Genomic DNA, 20,805 nt, shown 5'->3' on the forward strand with positions numbered 1-20,805 from the left:
ACACCTCCTTTTCAATACCTAAAACGTAACCCTCGCTGATAAACGGCGAGCGTTACGTTTCTTGTCTCAAAAACGCAAACGTTTCCTTTTTGCTTATGGTAAAATCCGCGCCGAGTTTTTCAGCTACTCGCGCGGCCTTATTTCACACTATGGCAAGGCGGCGATTAGCTTCTATTTCACTTCATGAAAACACTGGAGATCGGATGAAACGCGATTTAGCGATGGCTTTTTCACGCGTCACAGAGGGCGCAGCACTGGCAGGTTACAAATGGCTTGGCCGCGGCGACAAAAACGCTGCTGATGGTGCTGCAGTTGAGGTTATGCGCATTCTTCTGAATAAAACCGAAATCGAAGGTGAAATTGTCATTGGTGAAGGCGAGATCGACGAAGCACCGATGCTATTTATCGGTGAGAAAGTGGGTCTAGGCGGCGATGCGGTTGATATTGCAGTCGACCCTATCGAAGGCACCCGCATGACAGCCATGGGGCAATCAAATGCATTGGCAGTATTGGCGGCAGCCGAAAAAGGCAGCTTCTTAAAAGCCCCTGACATGTACATGGAAAAACTGTGCGTAGGCCCTGAAGCGAAAGGCATTATCAACATCGACCTGCCACTTCGCGACAACCTGATCAACATTGCCAACGCACTGGGTAAAACCTTGGACGAATTGGTGGTAACGACATTGGCGAAACCACGCCACGACGACACCATCTGTGAAATGCAAGAAATGGGCGTGAAAGTGTTTGCGATTCCTGATGGCGACGTTGCTGCCTCTATCCTAACGTGTATGCCAGACAGCGAAGTCGATGTGATGTACGGCATTGGTGGCGCACCAGAAGGTGTGGTTTCAGCTGCCGTTATCCGCGCACTGGGCGGCGACATGAATGGCCGTTTGATTCCTCGTCACGAAGTGAAAGAAGACAACGCAGAAAACCGTCGCATGGGCGAAGTGGAAATTGAGCGCTGCACAGAAATGGGCATCACCACCAATATCCGTTTGACCATGGAAGACATGGCCAGCAGCGACAACGTGATTTTCTCAGCAACGGGCATCACCAAAGGTGACTTGCTAGAAGGCATCACACGCAAAGGCGATATCGCGACCACAGAAACACTGCTTATTCGCGGAAAATGCCGCACCATTCGTCGTATCAAATCTATTCACTACCTTGAGCGCAAAGATGACGCAGTAAAAGCCATCATTCTTTAATCTCTCGACGAACTGTTTGCACACAGGCTGACGGTTAGTGATAAAAAAGCACGCTATTTAGCGTGCTTTTTTGTTGGTATCAGGACGGTGTTGTCTGTCGCGGTGGTTTCTTCTCTGGCTTTTTAAACAAAGCCAAAAGAGGAATTAAGACCACATACGACACCATGATGAATCCAAAGGTATACACAAACGCCAACAGCGTCGATTGCTCGTGAAGCATGTTGGTCACGCTAGCAATGAAGCTAGGGTCTGTTACCGTTTTACCCTGAGAGGCAGCAAGATGCTGGACAACAGGGTTATCAGGGGTAATGCCCGACCCAAGGGCATGCCATTCTTTTTGCTGAATTTGGCTGAAATAGGTATTCACAATCGAGATACCGAACGAACTGCCTAGCGTTCTGCAAAGGTTGAATACCACCGCACCGCCCACTGCCTGATTGGGCGCTAACGTCGCGTAAGCCAACTGACTCAATGGCGCAAACACTAACCCCATACCGGCCCCTTGAATGATGCTAGGAATAAGCACCCAATACACATCTATCTCGAGCGAATAGCGCATCATCATAAAGCTGCCGATACCATTAAGCACAAGGCCAATGGTAATCAACATACGAGGGTCGAGGCGGTCGATAAACCGCGAAATCGCCAGAAGCACAATGGCGGAAGCAATGCCTCTTGGTGCCATAACAAACCCAGTGGTGTCGACGGGAAAGTTGAGCAGCTGTTCCAGCATCATGGGTTGCAGTTGGGTGATACCAAACATGCCCATCGAAAAGCCAGTCATGATCAGGCAAGACACCAACAAATTTCGATCTATCAGTAGCCACATTGGTGCAATGTCGCCTTTGGTTTTGAACGATCGCACCAAGAAAAATGCCCACGCAAGCATGCTAATCACAAACGCAAACAAGATGGTATTAGAGCTAAACCACCCGTCTTCGTTGCCACGTTCCAGCACCATTTGTAGCAAGCCTATACCGATAGCCATGCCAAACACCAAGGGCCAATCGACCGTGGTTTTATCTCGTCCATCAATGCGCACAAAGATAGCCAGCAGGGTCAGACACAATGCGCCTATCGGCAAGTTCACATAGAAAATCCAGCGCCAGTCCATGTGTTCCGTTATTACCCCACCCACCGTCGGCCCAAGAATTGGCCCCAGTAGAACACCCACAGAAAACAGCGCCATGGCTTTGCCACGCTCTTCTGCTGGGTAAATCTGTACCATGATGGATTGAGAAAGTGGAATGACCGACGCGCCAAACGCTCCCTGCATAATGCGGAAGATGATCATTTCGGTCAGGGAGTCCGCTTGTCCGCAAAGCGCCGACATGATCACAAACCCAGTGACCGACACCAGCAGCAGCTTTCGAACGCCAAAACGCAAACTGAAATAGCTCGCCAATGGAATACAAATGGCTTCCGCCATGGAATAAGACGTCAGCACCCATGTGACTTGTTCTGAGGTCACCCCGAGCGCCCCCATCATATGCGGTAAAGACACATTGGCGATGGTCATGTCGAGCAGCACCATGATGGCCGACAACATCACTGCCAAGGTCACCATGAGGCGAGTGGTTCCTTCTAGCGGCTTTATCGCTTCCGAGCTTGCCGCGGTATTGGCCTCCATGCCTATTTCGCCACAGTGGTTTCACGCGACAGCGTATCAATGGTCACCGTGGCACTCGCCCCTACCCGCATGGGGGTCGATGATGAGGCATTCGCGTTGTCATCAAGTTTGATTCGCACAGGAAAACGCTGTGGTACTTTTACCCAGTTTCCCGTGGCATTTTCTGGCGGCAGCAGAGAAAAGGATGAACCGCTGGCTGGCGAAATAGCGTCAACAACGCCGCTAAACATGACATCAGGATACATATCTAACACGATAGAAACGGCCATCGTGGTGTGAATATGCCCGATATCATCCTCTTTAAAGTTGGCTTGAACCCAAAACGAATCCGCCTCAATCAGTGGCATCATGGCTTGCCCGGGAGCAACAACACTGCCAGGGCGCACATTTACATCACCTAACCGCCCAGAAGAAGGGGCAGCAATTTCGGTATACGAGAGGTTTAGCGAGGCTTCCGATAATGCTGCGGCGGCTTGTCTGACTTGGGGCGCAGCGTCACCGACAGCACCTTGTTCACTAACAAGCTGCGACATTCTTGAGCGCGCCACGTCCAAATTGTTCTTTGCGGCAGCAAGCTCTGCTTTCAAATCATCGCCCTCTTGTTTCGGCAACAATCCCTTCGCCACCAGCGCCATGTTACGACGGTATTTTTCTTCGGTATCGACAAGCTGCGCACTGGCAGCACGGATTTGAGCGCTCGCACCGACAATGGCATCACTGCTCGCTTTGTTCGCTGCGGTTGCACTCTCATATGCAGCCTGCGCCTGTTCTAAACGGGCTTTATAAGGCGCTGGATTGATCCGAGCGAGCAGCATGCCTTTGTCCACATGCTGAAAATCAGTGACATCAACATCCGTCAGTTGCCCACTGATTTGCGGCGCTATGTAGAGGATATTACCGTGAACGTAGGAATCATCCGTGCTGGGGTACTGTGCTTGATGACGCACATAAAAGTACGCAGCGACCACCAATACGCCAGCCACCAGTAACAAAATAATCAGGTTTTTTACGGGAAAGGCTTTTTTATCTGCCATTTGACCTCCTCGGACACGCTAGCCGCCAACAGCAGCGTACTCATATCGACTCACTGAACATCGATGCAGTGTAGTTACGCGGCTTTATTTTGTGAGAGAACAGCGGACTATCGGCCCGTTTTTCTTGTCGATTTTTACCCTTGCGACATACGGTCTCAGTTGCATGACAAACTTCACATATTGAGTGTCAAACCTTACACAGCGCATGCGAAAACGTCGTGCTTCAGCGCTCACTGAAAACCACACTGCTACAATAAATAAGTAAAGACATTGCTTTATTTAGCCTGCGCACTTCATAATGGGTCAACAACGGGGAGTAGCGAAACGCGATGAAAACAGTCGACAAAATCCTGAACAAAATTAAACGCGAAGGTGCGATCAGTGCGCGTGTATTGGCAGATGAAATGGACATGACCACCATGGGCATTCGTCAGCATCTGCAAGCCATGGAAGACGATGGTCTTTTGGATTTTAGCGATATCCGCGTCAAAGTTGGTCGTCCTACGCGCCATTGGTCGCTGACCGCGGAAGGCCATCGCCGTTTTGCAGACAGCCATGGCGATCTCGCCATTTCAGTGATTGATTCCGTCGAGAGTTTGTTTGGTGAAGCAGGCCTTGCCAAAGTCATTCAGCAACGGGAAGAAAAGACGTTGCAGCAATACCGCGATGCGCTCAAAGATTGCCACAATTTAAAGGCTAAACTTGAAACCTTGGCGTATCTTAGAGAGAAAGAAGGTTACATGGCCGAGGTGCAACAAGATGGCGACGCTTTCTTGTTGATCGAAAATCATTGCCCGATTTGCCAAGCCGCAACCCGTTGTCCAGCGTTGTGTAAGTCAGAGAAGAACATATTTAAAACCCTGCTCGGTGAGCACTATCACGTTTCTCGTGAGGAGCACATTATCGAAGGACAACGCAGGTGTACCTACAGAATTTTGTCGAGAGAGTAACGAACGAAAATAATAAGCAGCCTGTGAATCAGGGTCGCATCACTGAAAGGTAAGGAGCGCATATGGCAAATTGGATCAAAGCGGAAGTCATCGAGAATCGTCGCTGGAATAAGGATCTGTTTAGCCTTGTGCTCGACGCTGACGTCTCTCCATTTGTCGCTGGCCAGTTCACCAAACTCGGTTTAGAAATCGACGGTAAACTCATCCAACGCGCCTACTCTTACGTCAACTCACCCGACAGTAAGTACCTCGAAATTTACGCGACTCGTGTCGCCGATGGCCTTCTATCACCACAACTCCATGCGCTTGAACCTGGCGATTCAGTGATGATCACCAAAGATGCCACTGGCTTCTTTACACTGGATGAGATCCCCCAAGGCGAACACCTTTGGATGCTCTCAACCGGCACCGCGCTTGGTCCTTATTTGTCTATTTTGCAGCAAAAAGACGTCTGGCAGCGTTTTAGAAAGGTCGTTCTGGTTCATGCTGTGCGGTTTTCAGCAGATCTCAGCTACCAAGCGGAAATTAACGCACTCAAGGACACCCATAGCGACCAAATCATTGTGCAGCCGTTTGTCAGTCGAGAGCCCACCGCAGGTGCACTGTCTGGCCGTATCACGCATGCATTGGAAGATGGCATGTTAGAACGAGTGGTCGGCCTGCCTCTGTCTGCAGAGCAAAGCCAAATCATGTTGTGTGGCAACCCACAGATGGTCAAAGACGTTCGTGCGCTGCTGGAACAAAAAGGACTCGAGAAGAATTTACGCCGCAAGCCGGGAAACATCACCACAGAGCAATACTGGTAAGCCTTTTCTGACGTCGGTACCTCAGGGTATCGACCATCCTCGAACACACGACACCTCACCAATACGCCTTTGCCAGATAAGGCACTTTGTCCCCATCAAAGCAAAATCGATCGCTTTTACACTCAAGTATCATTATTGAGACTTGGTTTTAGCGCATGCCATGTTTCAGTCTGGTATCAAACAATTACCTGTATCACAGCTCAGACACACCAAATTGATCGATCAAATATGTCTCACTTATGAGTCATCAGTGTGATTGATCGCTCATTTTTTAAACGTATAGTCTAGGGCAAGTCATGAGCAGACGGAGGAGTAATGCCATGAAAACGTTGCCTTCATTCGACGAATTAAAAGCGTTAGCGGAAACGGACCCGCAAGCTTTGGAACAACTCAGATTGGACATGAGCCAAGACATCATCGATAACGCCAGCGAGCACATGAAGCCAAAACTTCAAGCGCAGCTGTGCCACATCAACAACGTCATTGCGGTGGGTAAAAACCCCAACCACGTGAATGCATTGCTGATGAAAGAATTGATGCGCCAGTTCGATCGCTTTGCCACTGCGGTGAATGATCCAGAATCACTCACTGCAACAACGGCAACCGTCACGCCATTTCGCCCTCGTCGCGATGCAGAAACGGTTGCGGTAGAAGGGTAAACACATTTTTAGTGCGGTGGTTTGCCACCGCGACTTTTTTACACCCTTCCCTCTTCATAAAAACACGTCACACTTACGCGTCGCGTTTTTCTTTCGCGTACCAGCGTCTATCCATATCGCGAGCATCTACCGTCAAACTCACCACGTCAGCCGCATGCTGTTTGAGCACATCGAGCAATGCATGTGTCAAATTGTGCTTCTTACTTTCATCTCGGCCATCTAACAGCCACAAGGTGACATGAATGAAGTTCTCTTGGTTATCCGCTTCACCAATGAGCCACTCATGACACGCATAGGCGCGAGACTTAGTATCACTGGCATCAAATTCACCACTACCAATCACAGTGTGGTGTAAGTCTTCTAGCAATTGTCCGATATTCACACGCTCTGAAACCGGGTCGCTGTACTCCATGACAATATGAGGCATAACTTGCTCCTTGTTACGATATTGAGCCACTGTACCCCAGCATTTCGAGCAATTGTTACTAGAGAGAAGGAAATTAACCTCAGATCACACCATGAGGAAGCGCGGTTAAGGAATGCCATTCCGAAAATTTATAACGAAAATTTGTTACTCAAAGGTTCACTTTTACGCATAAAACGCGTACAAACGATGGCATTTATGATTTTGAGCAGGAAATGCTAGCGGGTCTGCTGCTATCGTTCCCAGCAATTGATTTTGATAATTGGATTACGGAGAAATTCCTATGCGCCGTCCATTAGTAATGGGTAACTGGAAACTTAACGGCAACAAAGCCATGGTAGCTGAGCTTATCAAAGGCCTTGAAGCTGAACTTAACGGTGTGGAAGGTGTTGATGTTGCTATCGCGCCACCTGTCATGTATTTGGATCTTGCTGAGCAACTGCTAGGCAAAGCTGAAAGCAAAATCATCTTGGGTGCACAGAACGTTGACGTGAACCTAAGCGGCGCATTCACTGGTGACATTTCTCCAGAGATGCTGAAAGATTTTGGCGCGACTCACATCATCATCGGTCACTCTGAGCGTCGTGAATACCACGAAGAATCAGACGAGTTCGTTGCGAAGAAATTTGCATTCCTAAAAGAAAACGGCCTAACGCCAGTGCTTTGCATCGGTGAATCTGACGCGCAAAACGAAGCGGGCGAGACCCTAGCTGTATGTGCACGTCAAATCGACGCAGTGATCAACACTCAAGGCGTTGAAGCGCTAAACGGTGCAGTGATCGCATACGAACCAATCTGGGCTATCGGTACGGGTAAAGCAGCAACTGCAGAAGATGCACAACGCATCCACGCAGCAATTCGTGCACACATCGCAGCGAAAAGCGAAGACGTGGCGAAGAACGTTGTTATCCAATACGGCGGTTCTGTTAAGCCAGAAAACGCAGCCTCTTACTTCGCGCAACCTGACATCGACGGTGCGCTAGTCGGTGGTGCAGCGTTGAATGCTGAAGGTTTCGCGGCTATCGCGAAAGCAGCTGCAGAAGCAAAAAACTAATCATGGCTTAACGCCACGTTAGTTTGCCTCGCGCAATCGAAAAGGAAGTGCCTAGCACTTCCTTTTTTGTTCGCTCCTCCTTTTTGTTTTTCGTGCCCGCGTTATTCTCGCCGAAACCTGCAACTTCATCTGACATGAGGTTATACTGCCCTCCACCTTTCTAGTGCGGTTATTTAACGTCATGTTTCACATTGCTCTCTACGAACCTCAGATCGCTCCAAATACTGGCAATATCATTCGACTGGCTGCCAATACGGGCTGCAAACTTCATTTGATTGAGCCTCTGGGTTTTGATTTCGAAGAGAAGAAACTGCGTCGTGCAGGCTTGGACTATCATGATTTGACCAACGTCACTCGCTACCCAAACTATGCCGCGTTTCTCGAAGCGATGGGTGACAGACGCATTTTTGCCTGCACAACGAAGGGGAGCCGCCCTCACTCGGATGCAAGCTATCAAGAAGAAGATGTACTGCTGTTTGGCTCAGAAACCAGCGGTCTCCCAGATGCTATACGCGATAATTTCGCACCAGAGCAACGCATTCGTGTCCCTATGATGCCGAGCAGCCGCAGCTTGAATTTGTCCAACTCAGTCTCAATCATCTGCTACGAAGCATGGCGTCAGCTTGGTTTTAAAGGCGGTATTTAGCGCCTTACCCGTGAATTCCGACAATAAAAAAAGCAGGCCGAAGCCTGCTTTTTTGCATTTATTACACCATCCAGTGACGACGTCAGTGGTTACGCATGTTTGCCAACAGAAGCCTGAAGATTGGTGGCAATTTGATTGAGTTTTGTCGTTGCATCCACCAAATTTAGAATCTGCTGGGCACTAAGCTCCGCCATGTCATTAATCTTATTCACGTTAACGTTCACTTCTTCAATCACCCCGCTTTGCTGTTCTGCCGCGCTCGCTACTTGAAGGTTCATGTCCGTCACACCGGCACTGGCTTCGCTAGCTTGAGAGAGATATTCACCCGATTGGCGAGAAAGCGAAATGGTCTTATCACCCATTTCACAGCTCTTCTCCATGGTCTCAACCGCTTCTTTGGTTACCGAGCTTAATTGCGCAATCATGGTTTCAATTTCAGAAGTGGAGTCATGGGTACGTTGCGCCAAGCTACGCACTTCATCAGCCACCACAGCAAAACCTCGACCTTGTTCACCCGCTCGCGCAGCCTCTATTGCCGCATTCAATGCAAGCAGGTTCGTTTGCTCTGCGATACCTTTAATAACATCCAGCACTGAAGCAATGTTACTGCTGTTTTTCTCCAGCTCACTCAACGCCGCACTGCTTTGCGAGAGGCTCTCAATCAATTGTTGAGTCTGGGTCATCGCTTCTTCATTCACACGCATGCTCTCTGACGACTTGGTTGATGCACTCTCAGTGGCATTTTGCGTGGATGCGGCGTTGTTGGAAATCTCCTGCGCAGTGGCAGACATTTCATTGAAAGCAGCAGCGACTTGAAGAATTTCACTCGATTGCTCGCTTACATTGCTTTTAACTGCATGTGTCGTTGAGTTTAACGCTGTCACTGCTTCCGACACTTCATCGGCGACTTTCGCAATCATGGCATTGGTGCTTTTACGCGTCCCTTCCATGTTCTGTTGAAGCACACCGATGATGCCAGGTTCATCCACCACACCTGCTCGGCTAAAGTCTCCCGCCGCTTGCAAGGCAAGTGCTTCAGACACTTTGTTTAGGCCACCATAGATGCGGGCGAGAATAATTTTTGACATGATGATGGCAATAATTAACGCCACAAGAACGGAGCCTATAACGGTATACTCCAAGATGATGGCACGCTTCTCGATGTCAATAACCGCGGTTTCGGTAAATTGACCAACGTCAGTCAACAAGCTGTCCACCATCTTGGTTGTCGTTTCAGCCTCTTCACCGACCACTTGATCCAACACTTCGGCCTCGTGAAAATGCCCGCCTTCCAGTTCTTTGAAGACGTCTTCAACATGCACCATCCATTTGGTGTGTAACTCCGATGCCTCATTGAGCTTATTGTCGGCGGTGGTAAACGCGAGTTTTTCTTCTTCAGTGCCTGTCAAAATGCCATCAGCCAACAGCGCTTTGATCTCTTTTTTGTCTTTACTAACCTTGTCACCGAGTTCGTAAAAATACGCTTTTTCTTTGCCGTAATTTGCTTCTGCGTTCGGTTCTTTCCCTACTTCAAGGGCATAGCGGAAGGCTTTGTTGTAGTGAACTCGCTGCTCGACCTGATGTTCAGTCGCTCTACTGATAGCGGCTAACACTGGAATATCTCTGTGAGCTACCCCTTGCACATGACTCTCTATGTAAGCCAACTTGTAGAACACAAACGCGCCTACCACGATTTGGATACCACACACTAAAACGACGAACATTGTCAGTCGTTGTTTTATCGTCATTGAAGAGGACATAAGCTAACCATTCCTTAGAAGCATAAACTGCAGGGGGTACAAGTGGTAACGTCGAAAAGACGTCACCATGCTCTAAGGTTAGCCATTAGTTTCTAAAATGAGACATTTGACTGTAAAGATAATGCGGCTAAATCTCTCAGGACTATGAATGTGTGACGAGGCTAAAAATTAACCGAATGGTTAATCCCCCCTTATCATTCAGCAGCGCCTCTGCGCGACCGTTGTGCTGTCGCATAGCGCTATCAGTGATAGCAAGCCCAAGCCCGGTGCCGCCACTGATGCGATCTCTTGCAGTCGAAACACGGTAAAAAGGCCTGAATATGTCTTCAAGCATTTCGGGTGGCACACCATCGCCATCATCGCTTACTTCCACAAGCAGATTCCGTCCTTCAACAGCAAACGTCACGTTAATCTGTGTGTTCGCGTATTTGATGGCATTGCGCACCACATTTTCTAATGCGCTGCATAGGAGCGGACCATTGCCTTCAATGCTTGCGTTTGGCAAAGACTGGTAGCTGAAGCGTTTGTCACACTGGCTCGCTTCAAATTCTGCATCTTCCATGAGCGTCTGCCAAAGATCGTCGAGCGAAAACACATCACGCTCAGCATGGCTGTTTAACTGCATGCGCGACAGCGAAAGCAAGTCGGCAATCATTTGCTCCATACGCTCGGCTTCGGTATCAATACGGGCTAAATCCGCACTTTCTCCCTGCTTACGTATTGCCAACGCATTCGCCATACGAAGGCGGGTTAGCGGAGAGCGTAGCTCGTGAGATATATCGGAAAGCAGGCGCTGTTGACCACTGACCATTTGATTCAGCGCTGTCACCATCTGGTTGAAGCTCGCGCCCGCCTGACGAAACTCTTGCGGGCCTTGCTCAAGGCCAGGGTCGAGTTCAAAACGCCCTTCAGCAACGCGTTCCGCCGCTTGCTGGAGACGACGAGCAGGTCGGCTTACCGCCCATGCCAGCCATAGCAAAAACGGGGTACTCACCACCATGGTGACAAGCAGCAACTGAAACGGTCTATCAAGAATCTGCACGTAGAACGGCGGGGCTTCTCGCCACAGTTTCCCCACGTACATCAATGCTTGTTCATCACCGTCTGAAACGACGAATGGTCCAGCCAGCATCCATCGACCATAAAGTCGCTGCATGGGTGCTTCGGGGTTATCTGCCACACTGGTGAAGTTTTTCAGTACACGGCTACTACCATGATGACCATTAAACAACATCTCGCCTTCTAACCCTGTGAAGTAAAGTTTTCGCGGCGCACGCTCTGGCTGCTTCTTCTGTATTTTTTTAAGCTTTGACTGCAAGCTCCCGTGCTTGCGGGTTAAATCCTGCGAAATGTCCTCGGCCAACTCGGTATATTTCACTTTGACGGCGTCAGGCAAGCTACGCTGCTGGCGTGGGTCACTGTGTTGGGCTGCTAATACAGCAATTAGCACCAGCAATAGCGTTAACCAAAAGGTTGCAAAAATGCGCCCATAGAGGCTTTTAATTCGGGGGAATTTTATTTTCGATAGAAAGGACGGCATTACACCTCCACCAGCAAGTAGCCGCGTCCACGCAATGTCTTAATGCGAGGCTTAGCATCGGCACGTTCAGGTAACTTCTTGCGGATGTTGGAGATGTGCATATCAATCGCGCGATCAAACGGCGCGAGACGTTTTCCCAGCACATTCAAACTAATGTCGGCTTTCGCGACGATGGTACCCGGCTGCCTCACCAAATAGGTCAGCAACGCAGTCTCAGTGCCTGTCAGGTCGATCAACTGCTGCTGGCAATACACTTCCATCTTGCCGGGGAAAATTTCGATGTCTTGGTACTCAAGTTTTTCTTGCGCATCATCGGTGCGCTTTTCGTCATGGCTTTTGCCAGTGCGCCTTAAAATGGCACGCATGCGTGCAAGCAGTTCTCTGTCGCTAAATGGTTTCGGCAAGTAGTCATCAGCGCCAAGCTCTAAGCCCATCACGCGATCGATTTCTTCCCCTTTCGCGGTAAGCATCAATACGGGGGTTTCCCATTGGTCACGCAGACGACGCAAGGTTTCCATGCCGTTCAGCACAGGCATCATGACATCCAGCAATACCAAGTCGGTATCAGCAGCAATCTTATCCAATCCTTGCTGACCGTTGTCTGCAATGTTGACGGAATAGCCTTCAAGCTCAAGAAGATCTTTTAATAAGCTCGTCAATTCAGTGTCGTCATCAATAAGGAGAATGTTTGCCATGGTCGGTGATTGCCTTCATCAGTAATGTCAGGGGGATACCCAAGCAACCTAAGCGGCTTTTGTTCAGCCAGTCTCTATTAGGTTGTGTGAATACAGTATCTGCCAATCTTGAACGTGATTCCATGCGTAAAGCAGAGGTTTACGGCGCTTTACATAAGTTTACCTTGCCCGCACACCGGTTTACGTCCCAAGCGATAAAGTTACTCCCATCAAACGACACAACAAAAAAACAAACCGGAGAAAACACCATGAAACTTTCTAAACGTATTGCTGCAACCGTTATCGCCCTGCCTCTGATGATGGGTTCTATGTCTGCCATGGCGTTTGGTGGTAAACACCACGGTGGCGAAGGCATGATGGGTGGCAAACACTTGCTACGCGGCATCGACCTTACTGATGCTCAAGAAGAAAAAATTGATGCACTTCGCGAACAAAACCGTGATGCGAAGAAAGCAAGCAAAGCGCAAAACAAAGACGCAATGATGGCTAACCGCCAAGCAATGCAAACACTGCTTCTTGCTGATAACTTTGATGAAGCCGCTATCCGCGACCTTGCGACAAAAATGTCAGACCAACAAGTAGAGCGCCGCATTTCTCGCATGAAAGCACAACACGACATGCTCAACGTTCTGACACCAGAGCAGAAAGTTCAAGTCGAAGAGAACATGGCTAAAATGGCTGAACGCATGCAAGAGCGCATGAACAAGCACCACGGCTAATCGCCACTTCACCGCCAAGTGAGTATCCCTTCATGCCAGCCCCTGCTGGCATGTTGCGTTTTTACCGCAAGAAAAAGTCAACGTAATACCTAAGCGGACAACGTAAACGACTTGTCACGTTTTACGTTGCTTGATTGAATACGCGCGCAATTGCTTAAAACCACAGCAAAAAACGTTATACTCTGCGCACTTGTTCAGAATACGTTCTCAATATGACTAAAAATTACGCCCGGCTCGTTCAAATGGCCGCATGGGCAGCCACAATCACAGCCACGTTTCTTCTCATCATGAAGCTTTTCACTTGGTGGTACACCGGCTCTGTGAGCTTGTTAGCATCACTTGTTGATTCTCTGATCGACCTTCTCGCCTCTGTGACTAACCTCGTTGTCGTGCGCTACGCTCTGCAACCCGCCGATGAAGAACATCGCTTCGGGCACGGCAAAGCGGAATCACTCGCCGCGCTCGCGCAATCGGCATTCATTGTGGGCTCGGCCTGCTTCTTATTGCTTAATGGTGTTGAGCGCTTCTTTAAGCCCGCAGAACTTCATCACCCTGAAGCGGGTGTCGCCATCAGTGTCATCGCAACACTCATTACGGGTTGTTTAGTGTTGTTCCAAAAATGGGTGGTGCGCAAAACCGGCAGCCAAGCGATTTCGGCAGATTCCCTTCACTACCAATCTGACTTGCTCATGAACATCGCGATCATCATTGCGCTGGGTTTATCTTGGTATGGCTTCTCTCAAGCTGACGCCATTTTTGCCATTCTTATAGGTCTGTTTATTTTGGTGAGCGCCTTCAAAATGGCGAATGATGCGGTGCAATCTCTGCTGGATCATCAACTTCCCGTGGAAGAACAAGACAAGATAATGACATTGGCGTCGACCGTCGCAGGCGTGCAAGGTGTTCACGATCTTCGCACGCGTCAGGCCGGTGCAACACGCTTTATTCAGCTTCACCTTGAGTTGGACGATGACATGAAATTGGTGGATGCGCACCGTATTGCGGACGAAGTGGAAGATCGGCTCGAGATAGCTTTTCCGAATGCGGACATCTTGATTCACCAAGATCCTGTCTCGGTGGTAGGAAAATCTCCACGAGAATAAAACTAACACACAAATTGTCACAAAAATTTGTAACCGTTACTGATATTTATCAACGAAAAACGGTAGCTAAATTGTAATAGTCTTACATAAGTAGGAAAGTTACAGTTTTAAACAAGCAGCCAGCAAGCTAAACTGGCACGTCAAGCATGCCTGAGGCAAACCCGCGATACCTACTAAGACTTTTCTTAGCGAAGCAGGGTGCGAGGCCTACGTTTCTGCATGCAAACCGGATTTGAAAGTTCAATTCCCAAAGTCAGAGGGTAACCATGGTTAGTAAAATTGGTGTTTTGACCAGTGGCGGTGACGCCCCAGGTATGAATGCAGCCATCCGCGGTGTTGTGCGCGCCGCATTGAGTGAAGGCATTGAAGTCTGCGGTATTTATGATGGCTACCAAGGCCTTCACCAGAACCGCATCGAGAAACTGAACCGCACCAGCGTTTCAGACATGATCAACCGAGGCGGAACCTTCCTCGGTTCTGCGCGCTTCCCTGAATTTAAAGAAGAGAAAGTGCGTGAGCAAGCCATCCAGAACATGAAGATGCACGGCATCGAAGCGCTGGTTGTGATTGGCGGTGACGGTTCATACATGGGTGCGAAAAAACTGACTGAAATGGGTTTCCCATGTATCGGTCTACCAGGCACGATTGATAACGACATCCCAGGTACTGACTACACCATCGGTTACTTGACGGCACTCAACACCGTTGTTGAAGCCATTGACCGTCTGCGTGATACCTCTTCTTCTCACCAGCGTATTTCTATCGTTGAAGTGATGGGTCGCCACTGTGGTGATTTGACCCTGATGGCATCAATCGCTGGCGGTTGTGAGTACTTCATCACGCCAGAAATCGGCCTGGATAAAGAGAACCTGATCTCTAAGATCAAAGAAGGTATCTACAAAGGCAAGAAGCACGCAATCATCGCGATCACCGAGCTAATGACTGACACCAACGAATTGGCGAAGTACATCGAAGCGGAAACGGGTCGTGAAACGCGCGCAACCATTTTGGGTCACATTCAGCGTGGCGGTCAGCCTCGTGCATTCGACCGTATCCTTGCGTCTCGCATGGGTGCATTCGCGGTTGATCTGTTGATTCAAGGTGAAGGTGGTCGTTGTGTCGGTATCCAGCACGAACAACTGGTTCACCACGACATCATCGATGCGATTGAAAACATGCGTCGCCCATTCCGCCAAGATCTATACGACGTCGCCAACAAACTGTTCTAAGCATTGATTGCTTACAACACGCGTCCAAGAATGCGGAAATGAAAAACGGAGCCTATCGGCTCCGTTTTTGTATTCTGCGTAGACATTTCTGTTGTCTGCGAATGCTAAACACCCGCAAATCAGATCAAATACCGTCGCCTTCAATAAATTCGGAAGTACTGATATTTTGGTCCATGTCGAACGACGGCGTGTCGCTACTTGGGGTACCAATGATCTTCGCAGGCACACCCGCCGCAGTGGTATGCGCAGGCACTGGGATCAACACCACTGAACATGCCGCAATCTTCGCGCCTTCGCCCACTTCAATGTTACCCAGCACTTTAGCGCCAGCGCCAATCATAACGCCGGTACGGATTTTAGGGTGACGATCGCCACTTTCTTTACCTGTACCGCCGAGGGTGACGTCTTGCAAAATGGAGACGTCATCTTCGACCACGGCAGTTTCACCGATCACAATGCCAGTTGCATGGTCGAACATGATGCCTCGACCAATCGTAGCGGCAGGGTGAACATCCACCTGACACGCAACAGAAATCTGGTTTTGCAGATACACCGCCAATTCACGTCGGCCTTGCGACCAAAGCCAATTCGCCACACGGAAGCCTTGCAACGCATGGAAGCCTTTTAGGTACAAAAGCGGCGTGGAATAAAGCTCGATCGCAGGGTCTCGCTCGACAGTCGCGCAAATATCACAAGCAGCAGATGCCACAATGCGCTTGTCGCCCGCATACGCTTCTTCAACCACTTCGCGCACCGCCATGGCTGGCATGCTTGGCGTGGCCAGTTTATTCGCCAGAATATAACTGAGTGCCGCAGCGAGTGTATCGTGCTTAATGATGGTGGCATGGAAGAAACTCGCCAGCATAGGCTCACGTTCGGTTTGCTCTTTTGCTTCTCGCTTTATGGCCTTCCAAACACTGTCTTGCTGACATTTTTTGTCGCGGCCTTCACCACATGTCCTTTGCATTCCTGACCCTTACTTCTTTCACTTACATTGCTGACAGTCAGCTCAACATCCCCCATTCTTCGTCGTGTGTGAATGGCAGTGTTAAACCTTCGCTCATTTGCTTTGGCAGGTGATAGCTACATCCTTGGGGAATCACTCGCCAAAAATTGAAGAGTCTTTCCCTAAGTGTGACATAGATAGCTAAACAACCAAAATAGCCGCTTAGACGACCAAACATCAAAACACCCGATTACCCCAGTCATTCTGCCGTTTGTCGCAAAAAAGAAAAACGCGGGAGAATATCCCGCGTTTTCAGATTTCACATCTTCGCTCGAGGGCTATTCGGATGTTCTTTGACGTGCAAGCAAGTCTTGCGCCGCCAAATTGGCATCTTTACCTTTATAAAGTACCTGATAAATTTGCTCAACGATTGGCATTTCTACGCCAATGCGTTTCGCAAGAACTCGGACTTCTTTGGTATTGCGATAGCCTTCAACAACCTGACCAATGTCAGTTTGTGCTTCATCAACGCCTTGGCCTTTGCCCAACGCTAAACCAAAACGGCGATTACGAGATTGGTTATCGGTACATGTCAGTACTAAATCACCCAAACCCGCCATGCCCATAAAGGTATCGCGTTCAGCGCCTAACGCCACACCCAAGCGGGTGAGTTCTGCAAGACCACGGGTGATCAACGCTGTGCGAGCATTGGCACCAAAGCCGATGCCATCAGACATGCCAGCACCAATCGCGATCACGTTCTTTACCGCACCACCAAGCTGCATCCCGACAAAATCGCTGTTGCCATACACTCGGAAGGTACGGCTACAGTGAATTTTCTCTTGCAGGTCAGCAAGAAACTCAGCATTAGGAGACGCGACTGAAATTGCAGTCGGCATACCTGCTGCCAGTTCTTTGGCAAACGTTGGGCCTGATAACACCGCCAATGGCACGTTATCGCCCAACTGTTCATGCGCGACATCTTGAAGTAAACGACCTGTCTCTGGCTCTAAACCTTTCGTAGCCCAACAAATTCGTTGGTCATTACGAAGAAATGGCTTCACCTGCGCCAGTACCATGCCAAACACATGGCTTGGAACCACCACAAGAATATCGCGCGTTGCTTGAACGGCTTCTTGAAGATCGGCGCTGAGGATCAGTGAATCTGGAAAGGCGACACCCGGCAGAAATGCTTCATTAGAACGATCTATTTCCAATTGCGCCATGTGCTCGGGTTCGTGCCCCCACAACACCACATTCGCACCATTACGCGCGAGTGAGATTGCAAGAGAAGTGCCGTATGAGCCTGCGCCCAGTACGGTCATAGCCACGTTTGCATCTAGAACATTGGCTTTCGCGGTATCTGTCATTCGTGTCGACCTTTAAATTTGCGTAGATTACGCTTCTGCGCCGTCTGTCGCTTGTGTTTGGTTTTGCAGGTAGTTCATGAACAATGCGTCAAAGTTAACTGGCGCTAGGTTCAGTTGTGGGAACGTACCTTTAACCACTAGGCTAGAGATAGTCTCGCGCGCGTATGGGAATAGGATGTTCGGGCAGAATGCACCTAGGCAATGCGCAAGTTGTGGCGCTTCCATACCGTCAATAGTGAAGATACCACCTTGTTGTACTTCACATAGGAACGCACTTTCTTCTGCATTTTTAACAGTCACGGTCAGACGAAGAACCACTTCGTAAACGCCTTCACCCAGCTCACGGCTTTGCGTGTCTAGGTCTAGGTTTACATCTGGATTCCATTCTTGCTGAAACACGTCAGGAGAGTTTGGCGCTTCAAAAGACACGTCTTTCAGGAAGATACGTTGAATCGCAAAGTTCTGTTGTGCTTGTTGGTTGTTCGCTGCTTCAGCCATAGTGTTAAATCCTTGTTATATAAAACAAATGCTTTCACGCATTACAAAATAATTCAGGCAGCCTAAGAGGGCTGCCTGTCGAATAGGTCACCCGATAATAAACGGTTACTTTTTCTTTTTGTGTTTGATCAGTGGCAGATTCGCTTCATTCCACGACATCAAGCCATCTTTAAGAATGCTGACACTCTCGAACCCTGCTTTTACCAGCGCATTGGCGCTTTCTGCAGCGGTTTGACCAGACTTACATACCACGATGATTGGGTCAGACTTGTGTTTTTCAATCTCACCAAAGCTTTCTGCTTTAATGTCTTTCGCCAAAACGTGAAGTGCGCCAGCAATATGACCTGCGCGATAATCATCACGGCTACGAATATCCACAAACACACCGTTCTGGCGGTTAACAAGGACTGTCGCATCATTTGGCGTCACGACGGCATAAGCGGCGGTTTTCTGTTTAACAACTGACACAATCAGCATGACAACCAGAGCCACCCACACAAGTGACAAAATCATTTCACTTTGAACAAATTCAATAAACTGCTGCATAGCTCGCTTCTACATTTATGTCGGCAAAAAAATCGACCCCGAGTATAACCTCCCCCGTCCTCAAGTACAGCATGGGCTTGGATTTCCATGCCCTTGCTCACTTCTTATTAAAGCGAAAAACTTGAATTCCATCACATCCACCCTTACGTACAGATAAAGACATCAATGTTGCTCACCGACCACCTGAAATTGGACAACGAGCAATTGAAAGGCTGTTGACTTACTACAGTTTTTATTCGAATGGCGAACAATAAGAGAAGGCATTAAAAAGTAAGCTTTTTCTTCAAAGACGCAAAGAGGCTGCGTTAAGCACTTGCCGTTACAAGATTTGTTGAAACGTTAGCAGAAAGATTTGCCTACTGATCGACCAGTAAAATGTAGTAAAGTTACGCTAATCGCTTTTTCTATTTTACACATTGAAATTGACATAAAGAGGACACCGTATGTCTGCTAAGAAGCCTTTGGCACTCGTTATTCTGGATGGATGGGGTTATCGCGAAGATAACAACGACAACGCCATTGCTAATGCAAAAACACCTGTACTTGATGGTTTGATGGCGGGCACCAGCACCCTGATCTCTGCATCAGGCATGGATGTTGGCCTGCCAGACGGTCAAATGGGTAACTCAGAAGTCGGCCACACCAACATTGGTGCCGGTCGTATCGTTTACCAAGACCTAACAAAAATCACTAAGTCGATTGCTGACGGTGAGTTTTTTGACAACGCAGTGCTCACTAACGCTGTCGACAAAGCAGCGAAAGCTGGCAAAGCAGTGCATATCATGGGTCTGATGTCACCAGGCGGTGTTCACAGCCATGAAGACCATATTGCTGCAGCAGTAGAAATGGCTGTTCAGCGCGGCGCAGAAAACGTGTACTTACACTGCTTCCTAGATGGCCGTGATACGCCACCGCGTAGCGCACAAAACTCTTTGGTTCGTTTCGATGAGCTATTCGCGAAACTGGGCAAAGGCCGTACCGCGTCTATCGTTGGTCGTTACTATGCAATGGACCGCGATAACAACTGGGATCGCGTTGAAAAAGCGTACGACCTTCTTACTGAAGCAAAAGGCGACTTCACGTATGCCTCCTCTGTAGACGCGCTTGAAGCCGCTTACGCACGTGAAGAAAACGATGAGTTCGTTAAAGCGTCTGAAATCCGTGCTGAAGGTCAACCTGTAGCGTCTATCAACGACGGTGACAGCCTGATTTTCATGAACTTCCGTGCTGACCGCGCGCGTCAAATCGCACGTACGTTCTTGCCGAGCTTTGACGGTTTCGCCCGTTCAAAAGTGGCTGAGCTTGCAGACTTCGTGATGCTGACTGAATACGCAGCAGACATCGACGCGTCTTGCGCATATCCGTCAGACAACCTTGTGAATACGCTAGGTGAGTGGCTATCAAAAGAAGGCAAAACGCAGCTTCGTATTTCTGAAACAGAAAAATACGCGCACGTGACCTTCTTCTTCAATGGCGGTGCAGAAGACGCATTTGACGGCGAAGAGCGCTCACTGGTTGCCTCTCCTAAAGTGGCAACCTACGATCTTCAGCCAGAAATGAGCTCTGAAGAACTGACCGACAAATTGGTTGAAGCCATCAAGAGCGGTAAGTTTGACCAAATCATCTGTAACTACCCGAACGGCGACATGGTTGGCCATACCGGTGTATACGATGCTGCGGTTAAAGCATGTGAAGCCGTTGATAGCTGCATCGGTCGCGTTGTTGAAGCCATCAAAGACGTTGACGGTCAATTGCTAATAACAGCTGACCACGGTAACGCAGAAATGATGATCGACCCAGAAACGGGTGGTATCCATACTGCACACACCAACCTTCCGGTACCTTTGATCTACGTAGGTAGCAAAGACCTGGAATTGACAGAAGGCGGTAAGCTGTCTGACTTAGCACCAACCATGCTTGCATTGACAGACACCTCAATCCCTTCAGACATGACTGGTAAGCCGCTGTTCAATCTGAAATAATCG

The 20,805-nt window shown here is 49.0% G+C and carries 20 protein-coding genes; 10 read left to right on the forward strand and 10 right to left on the reverse strand.

Going from position 1 to position 20,805, the window contains the following annotated elements:
* Positions 1-203 precede the first annotated feature (203 nt).
* Positions 204-1,211 (forward strand): class II fructose-bisphosphatase, encoded by a 1,008-nt coding sequence (gene glpX, locus BCT27_RS11785; RefSeq protein ID WP_102395887.1) that lies wholly within the window; start codon positions 204-206, stop codon positions 1,209-1,211.
* A 79-nt stretch (positions 1,212-1,290) separates the two neighbouring features.
* Here the strand turns inward: glpX and BCT27_RS11790 are convergent, their stop codons facing one another.
* Positions 1,291-2,778, reverse strand: coding sequence for a DHA2 family efflux MFS transporter permease subunit (locus tag BCT27_RS11790; RefSeq protein ID WP_102395920.1), 1,488 nt, complete (start codon positions 2,776-2,778; stop codon positions 1,291-1,293).
* 65 nt (positions 2,779-2,843) lie between these two features.
* A complete protein-coding gene (locus tag BCT27_RS11795) occupies positions 2,844-3,875 on the reverse strand; it encodes an HlyD family secretion protein (protein ID WP_102395888.1) in 1,032 nt (343 codons plus the stop codon).
* A gap of 329 nt (positions 3,876-4,204) precedes the next feature.
* On the opposite strand from BCT27_RS11795, the gene BCT27_RS11800 reads away from it, so the two are divergent.
* From BCT27_RS11800 to BCT27_RS11810, 3 genes are all read left to right on the forward strand, one after another.
* Positions 4,205-4,825 (forward strand): helix-turn-helix transcriptional regulator, encoded by a 621-nt coding sequence (locus BCT27_RS11800; protein WP_017009563.1) that lies wholly within the window; start codon positions 4,205-4,207, stop codon positions 4,823-4,825.
* Between the two features lie 62 nt (positions 4,826-4,887).
* Entirely contained in the window at positions 4,888-5,631 is a 744-nt protein-coding gene (locus tag BCT27_RS11805; protein ID WP_102395889.1) for a ferredoxin--NADP reductase, read from the forward strand.
* Positions 5,632-5,951: 320 nt separating this feature from the next.
* Complete coding sequence (locus BCT27_RS11810) at positions 5,952-6,290, forward strand: DUF3135 domain-containing protein (RefSeq protein ID WP_017016237.1); 339 nt, start codon at positions 5,952-5,954, stop codon at positions 6,288-6,290.
* A gap of 73 nt (positions 6,291-6,363) precedes the next feature.
* Here BCT27_RS11810 and BCT27_RS11815 read toward each other — a convergent pair whose 3' ends face one another.
* Positions 6,364-6,717, reverse strand: a complete 354-nt coding sequence (locus BCT27_RS11815) for a 5-carboxymethyl-2-hydroxymuconate Delta-isomerase (RefSeq protein WP_017009560.1) — start codon at positions 6,715-6,717, stop codon at positions 6,364-6,366.
* 280 nt (positions 6,718-6,997) lie between these two features.
* Here BCT27_RS11815 and tpiA point away from each other — a divergent pair, with 280 nt between their 5' ends.
* Together tpiA and trmL are read left to right on the forward strand one after the other, a co-directional pair.
* Entirely contained in the window at positions 6,998-7,768 is a 771-nt protein-coding gene (gene tpiA, locus BCT27_RS11820; RefSeq protein WP_102390358.1) for a triose-phosphate isomerase, read from the forward strand.
* Positions 7,769-7,949: 181 nt separating this feature from the next.
* The gene (gene trmL, locus BCT27_RS11825) at positions 7,950-8,414 is read left to right on the forward strand and encodes a tRNA (uridine(34)/cytosine(34)/5-carboxymethylaminomethyluridine(34)-2'-O)-methyltransferase TrmL (protein WP_102395890.1); all 465 of its coding nucleotides are present in this window, start codon (positions 7,950-7,952) and stop codon (positions 8,412-8,414) included.
* 89 nt (positions 8,415-8,503) lie between these two features.
* Here trmL and BCT27_RS11830 read toward each other — a convergent pair whose 3' ends face one another.
* The 3 genes from BCT27_RS11830 to BCT27_RS11840 all read right to left on the reverse strand — a co-directional run bounded on the left by BCT27_RS11830 (position 8,504) and on the right by BCT27_RS11840 (position 12,409).
* Positions 8,504-10,174 (reverse strand): methyl-accepting chemotaxis protein, encoded by a 1,671-nt coding sequence (locus BCT27_RS11830; protein WP_277872009.1) that lies wholly within the window; start codon positions 10,172-10,174, stop codon positions 8,504-8,506.
* Positions 10,175-10,316: 142 nt separating this feature from the next.
* Complete coding sequence (cpxA, locus tag BCT27_RS11835; RefSeq protein ID WP_102395892.1) at positions 10,317-11,714, reverse strand: envelope stress sensor histidine kinase CpxA; 1,398 nt, start codon at positions 11,712-11,714, stop codon at positions 10,317-10,319.
* Positions 11,714-12,409 carry a response regulator gene (locus BCT27_RS11840; RefSeq protein WP_102395893.1) on the reverse strand — a complete coding sequence of 232 codons (696 nt, stop codon included), beginning with the start codon at positions 12,407-12,409 and terminating at the stop codon, positions 11,714-11,716. The genes cpxA and BCT27_RS11840 overlap by 1 nt, the downstream gene beginning before the upstream one ends.
* Positions 12,410-12,657: 248 nt before the next feature.
* Here BCT27_RS11840 and BCT27_RS11845 point away from each other — a divergent pair, with 248 nt between their 5' ends.
* The 3 genes from BCT27_RS11845 to pfkA all read left to right on the forward strand — a co-directional run bounded on the left by BCT27_RS11845 (position 12,658) and on the right by pfkA (position 15,460).
* Positions 12,658-13,128, forward strand: coding sequence for a Spy/CpxP family protein refolding chaperone (locus BCT27_RS11845; protein WP_198597553.1), 471 nt, complete (start codon positions 12,658-12,660; stop codon positions 13,126-13,128).
* A gap of 212 nt (positions 13,129-13,340) precedes the next feature.
* Complete coding sequence (gene fieF / locus BCT27_RS11850) at positions 13,341-14,231, forward strand: CDF family cation-efflux transporter FieF (protein WP_102390363.1); 891 nt, start codon at positions 13,341-13,343, stop codon at positions 14,229-14,231.
* 266 nt (positions 14,232-14,497) lie between these two features.
* Entirely contained in the window at positions 14,498-15,460 is a 963-nt protein-coding gene (gene pfkA, locus BCT27_RS11855) for a 6-phosphofructokinase (protein WP_017009551.1), read from the forward strand.
* A 124-nt stretch (positions 15,461-15,584) separates the two neighbouring features.
* Here the strand turns inward: pfkA and cysE are convergent, their stop codons facing one another.
* The 4 genes from cysE to BCT27_RS11875 form a co-directional block, all read right to left on the reverse strand.
* Positions 15,585-16,427, reverse strand: a complete 843-nt coding sequence (gene cysE, locus BCT27_RS11860) for a serine O-acetyltransferase (protein ID WP_017009550.1) — start codon at positions 16,425-16,427, stop codon at positions 15,585-15,587.
* A gap of 317 nt (positions 16,428-16,744) precedes the next feature.
* The gene (gene gpsA, locus BCT27_RS11865; RefSeq protein WP_102395894.1) at positions 16,745-17,776 is read right to left on the reverse strand and encodes an NAD(P)H-dependent glycerol-3-phosphate dehydrogenase; all 1,032 of its coding nucleotides are present in this window, start codon (positions 17,774-17,776) and stop codon (positions 16,745-16,747) included.
* A 27-nt stretch (positions 17,777-17,803) separates the two neighbouring features.
* Positions 17,804-18,274, reverse strand: coding sequence for a protein-export chaperone SecB (gene secB, locus BCT27_RS11870; protein WP_017009548.1), 471 nt, complete (start codon positions 18,272-18,274; stop codon positions 17,804-17,806).
* A gap of 105 nt (positions 18,275-18,379) precedes the next feature.
* Positions 18,380-18,820, reverse strand: coding sequence for a rhodanese-like domain-containing protein (locus BCT27_RS11875; protein WP_102395895.1), 441 nt, complete (start codon positions 18,818-18,820; stop codon positions 18,380-18,382).
* A gap of 443 nt (positions 18,821-19,263) precedes the next feature.
* Here BCT27_RS11875 and gpmM point away from each other — a divergent pair, with 443 nt between their 5' ends.
* Entirely contained in the window at positions 19,264-20,802 is a 1,539-nt protein-coding gene (gene gpmM, locus BCT27_RS11880; RefSeq protein WP_102395896.1) for a 2,3-bisphosphoglycerate-independent phosphoglycerate mutase, read from the forward strand.
* Positions 20,803-20,805 lie beyond the last annotated feature (3 nt).

The sequence above is a fragment of the Enterovibrio norvegicus genome, assembly GCF_002876705.1.
GTDB lineage: Bacteria > Pseudomonadota > Gammaproteobacteria > Enterobacterales > Vibrionaceae > Enterovibrio > Enterovibrio norvegicus_B.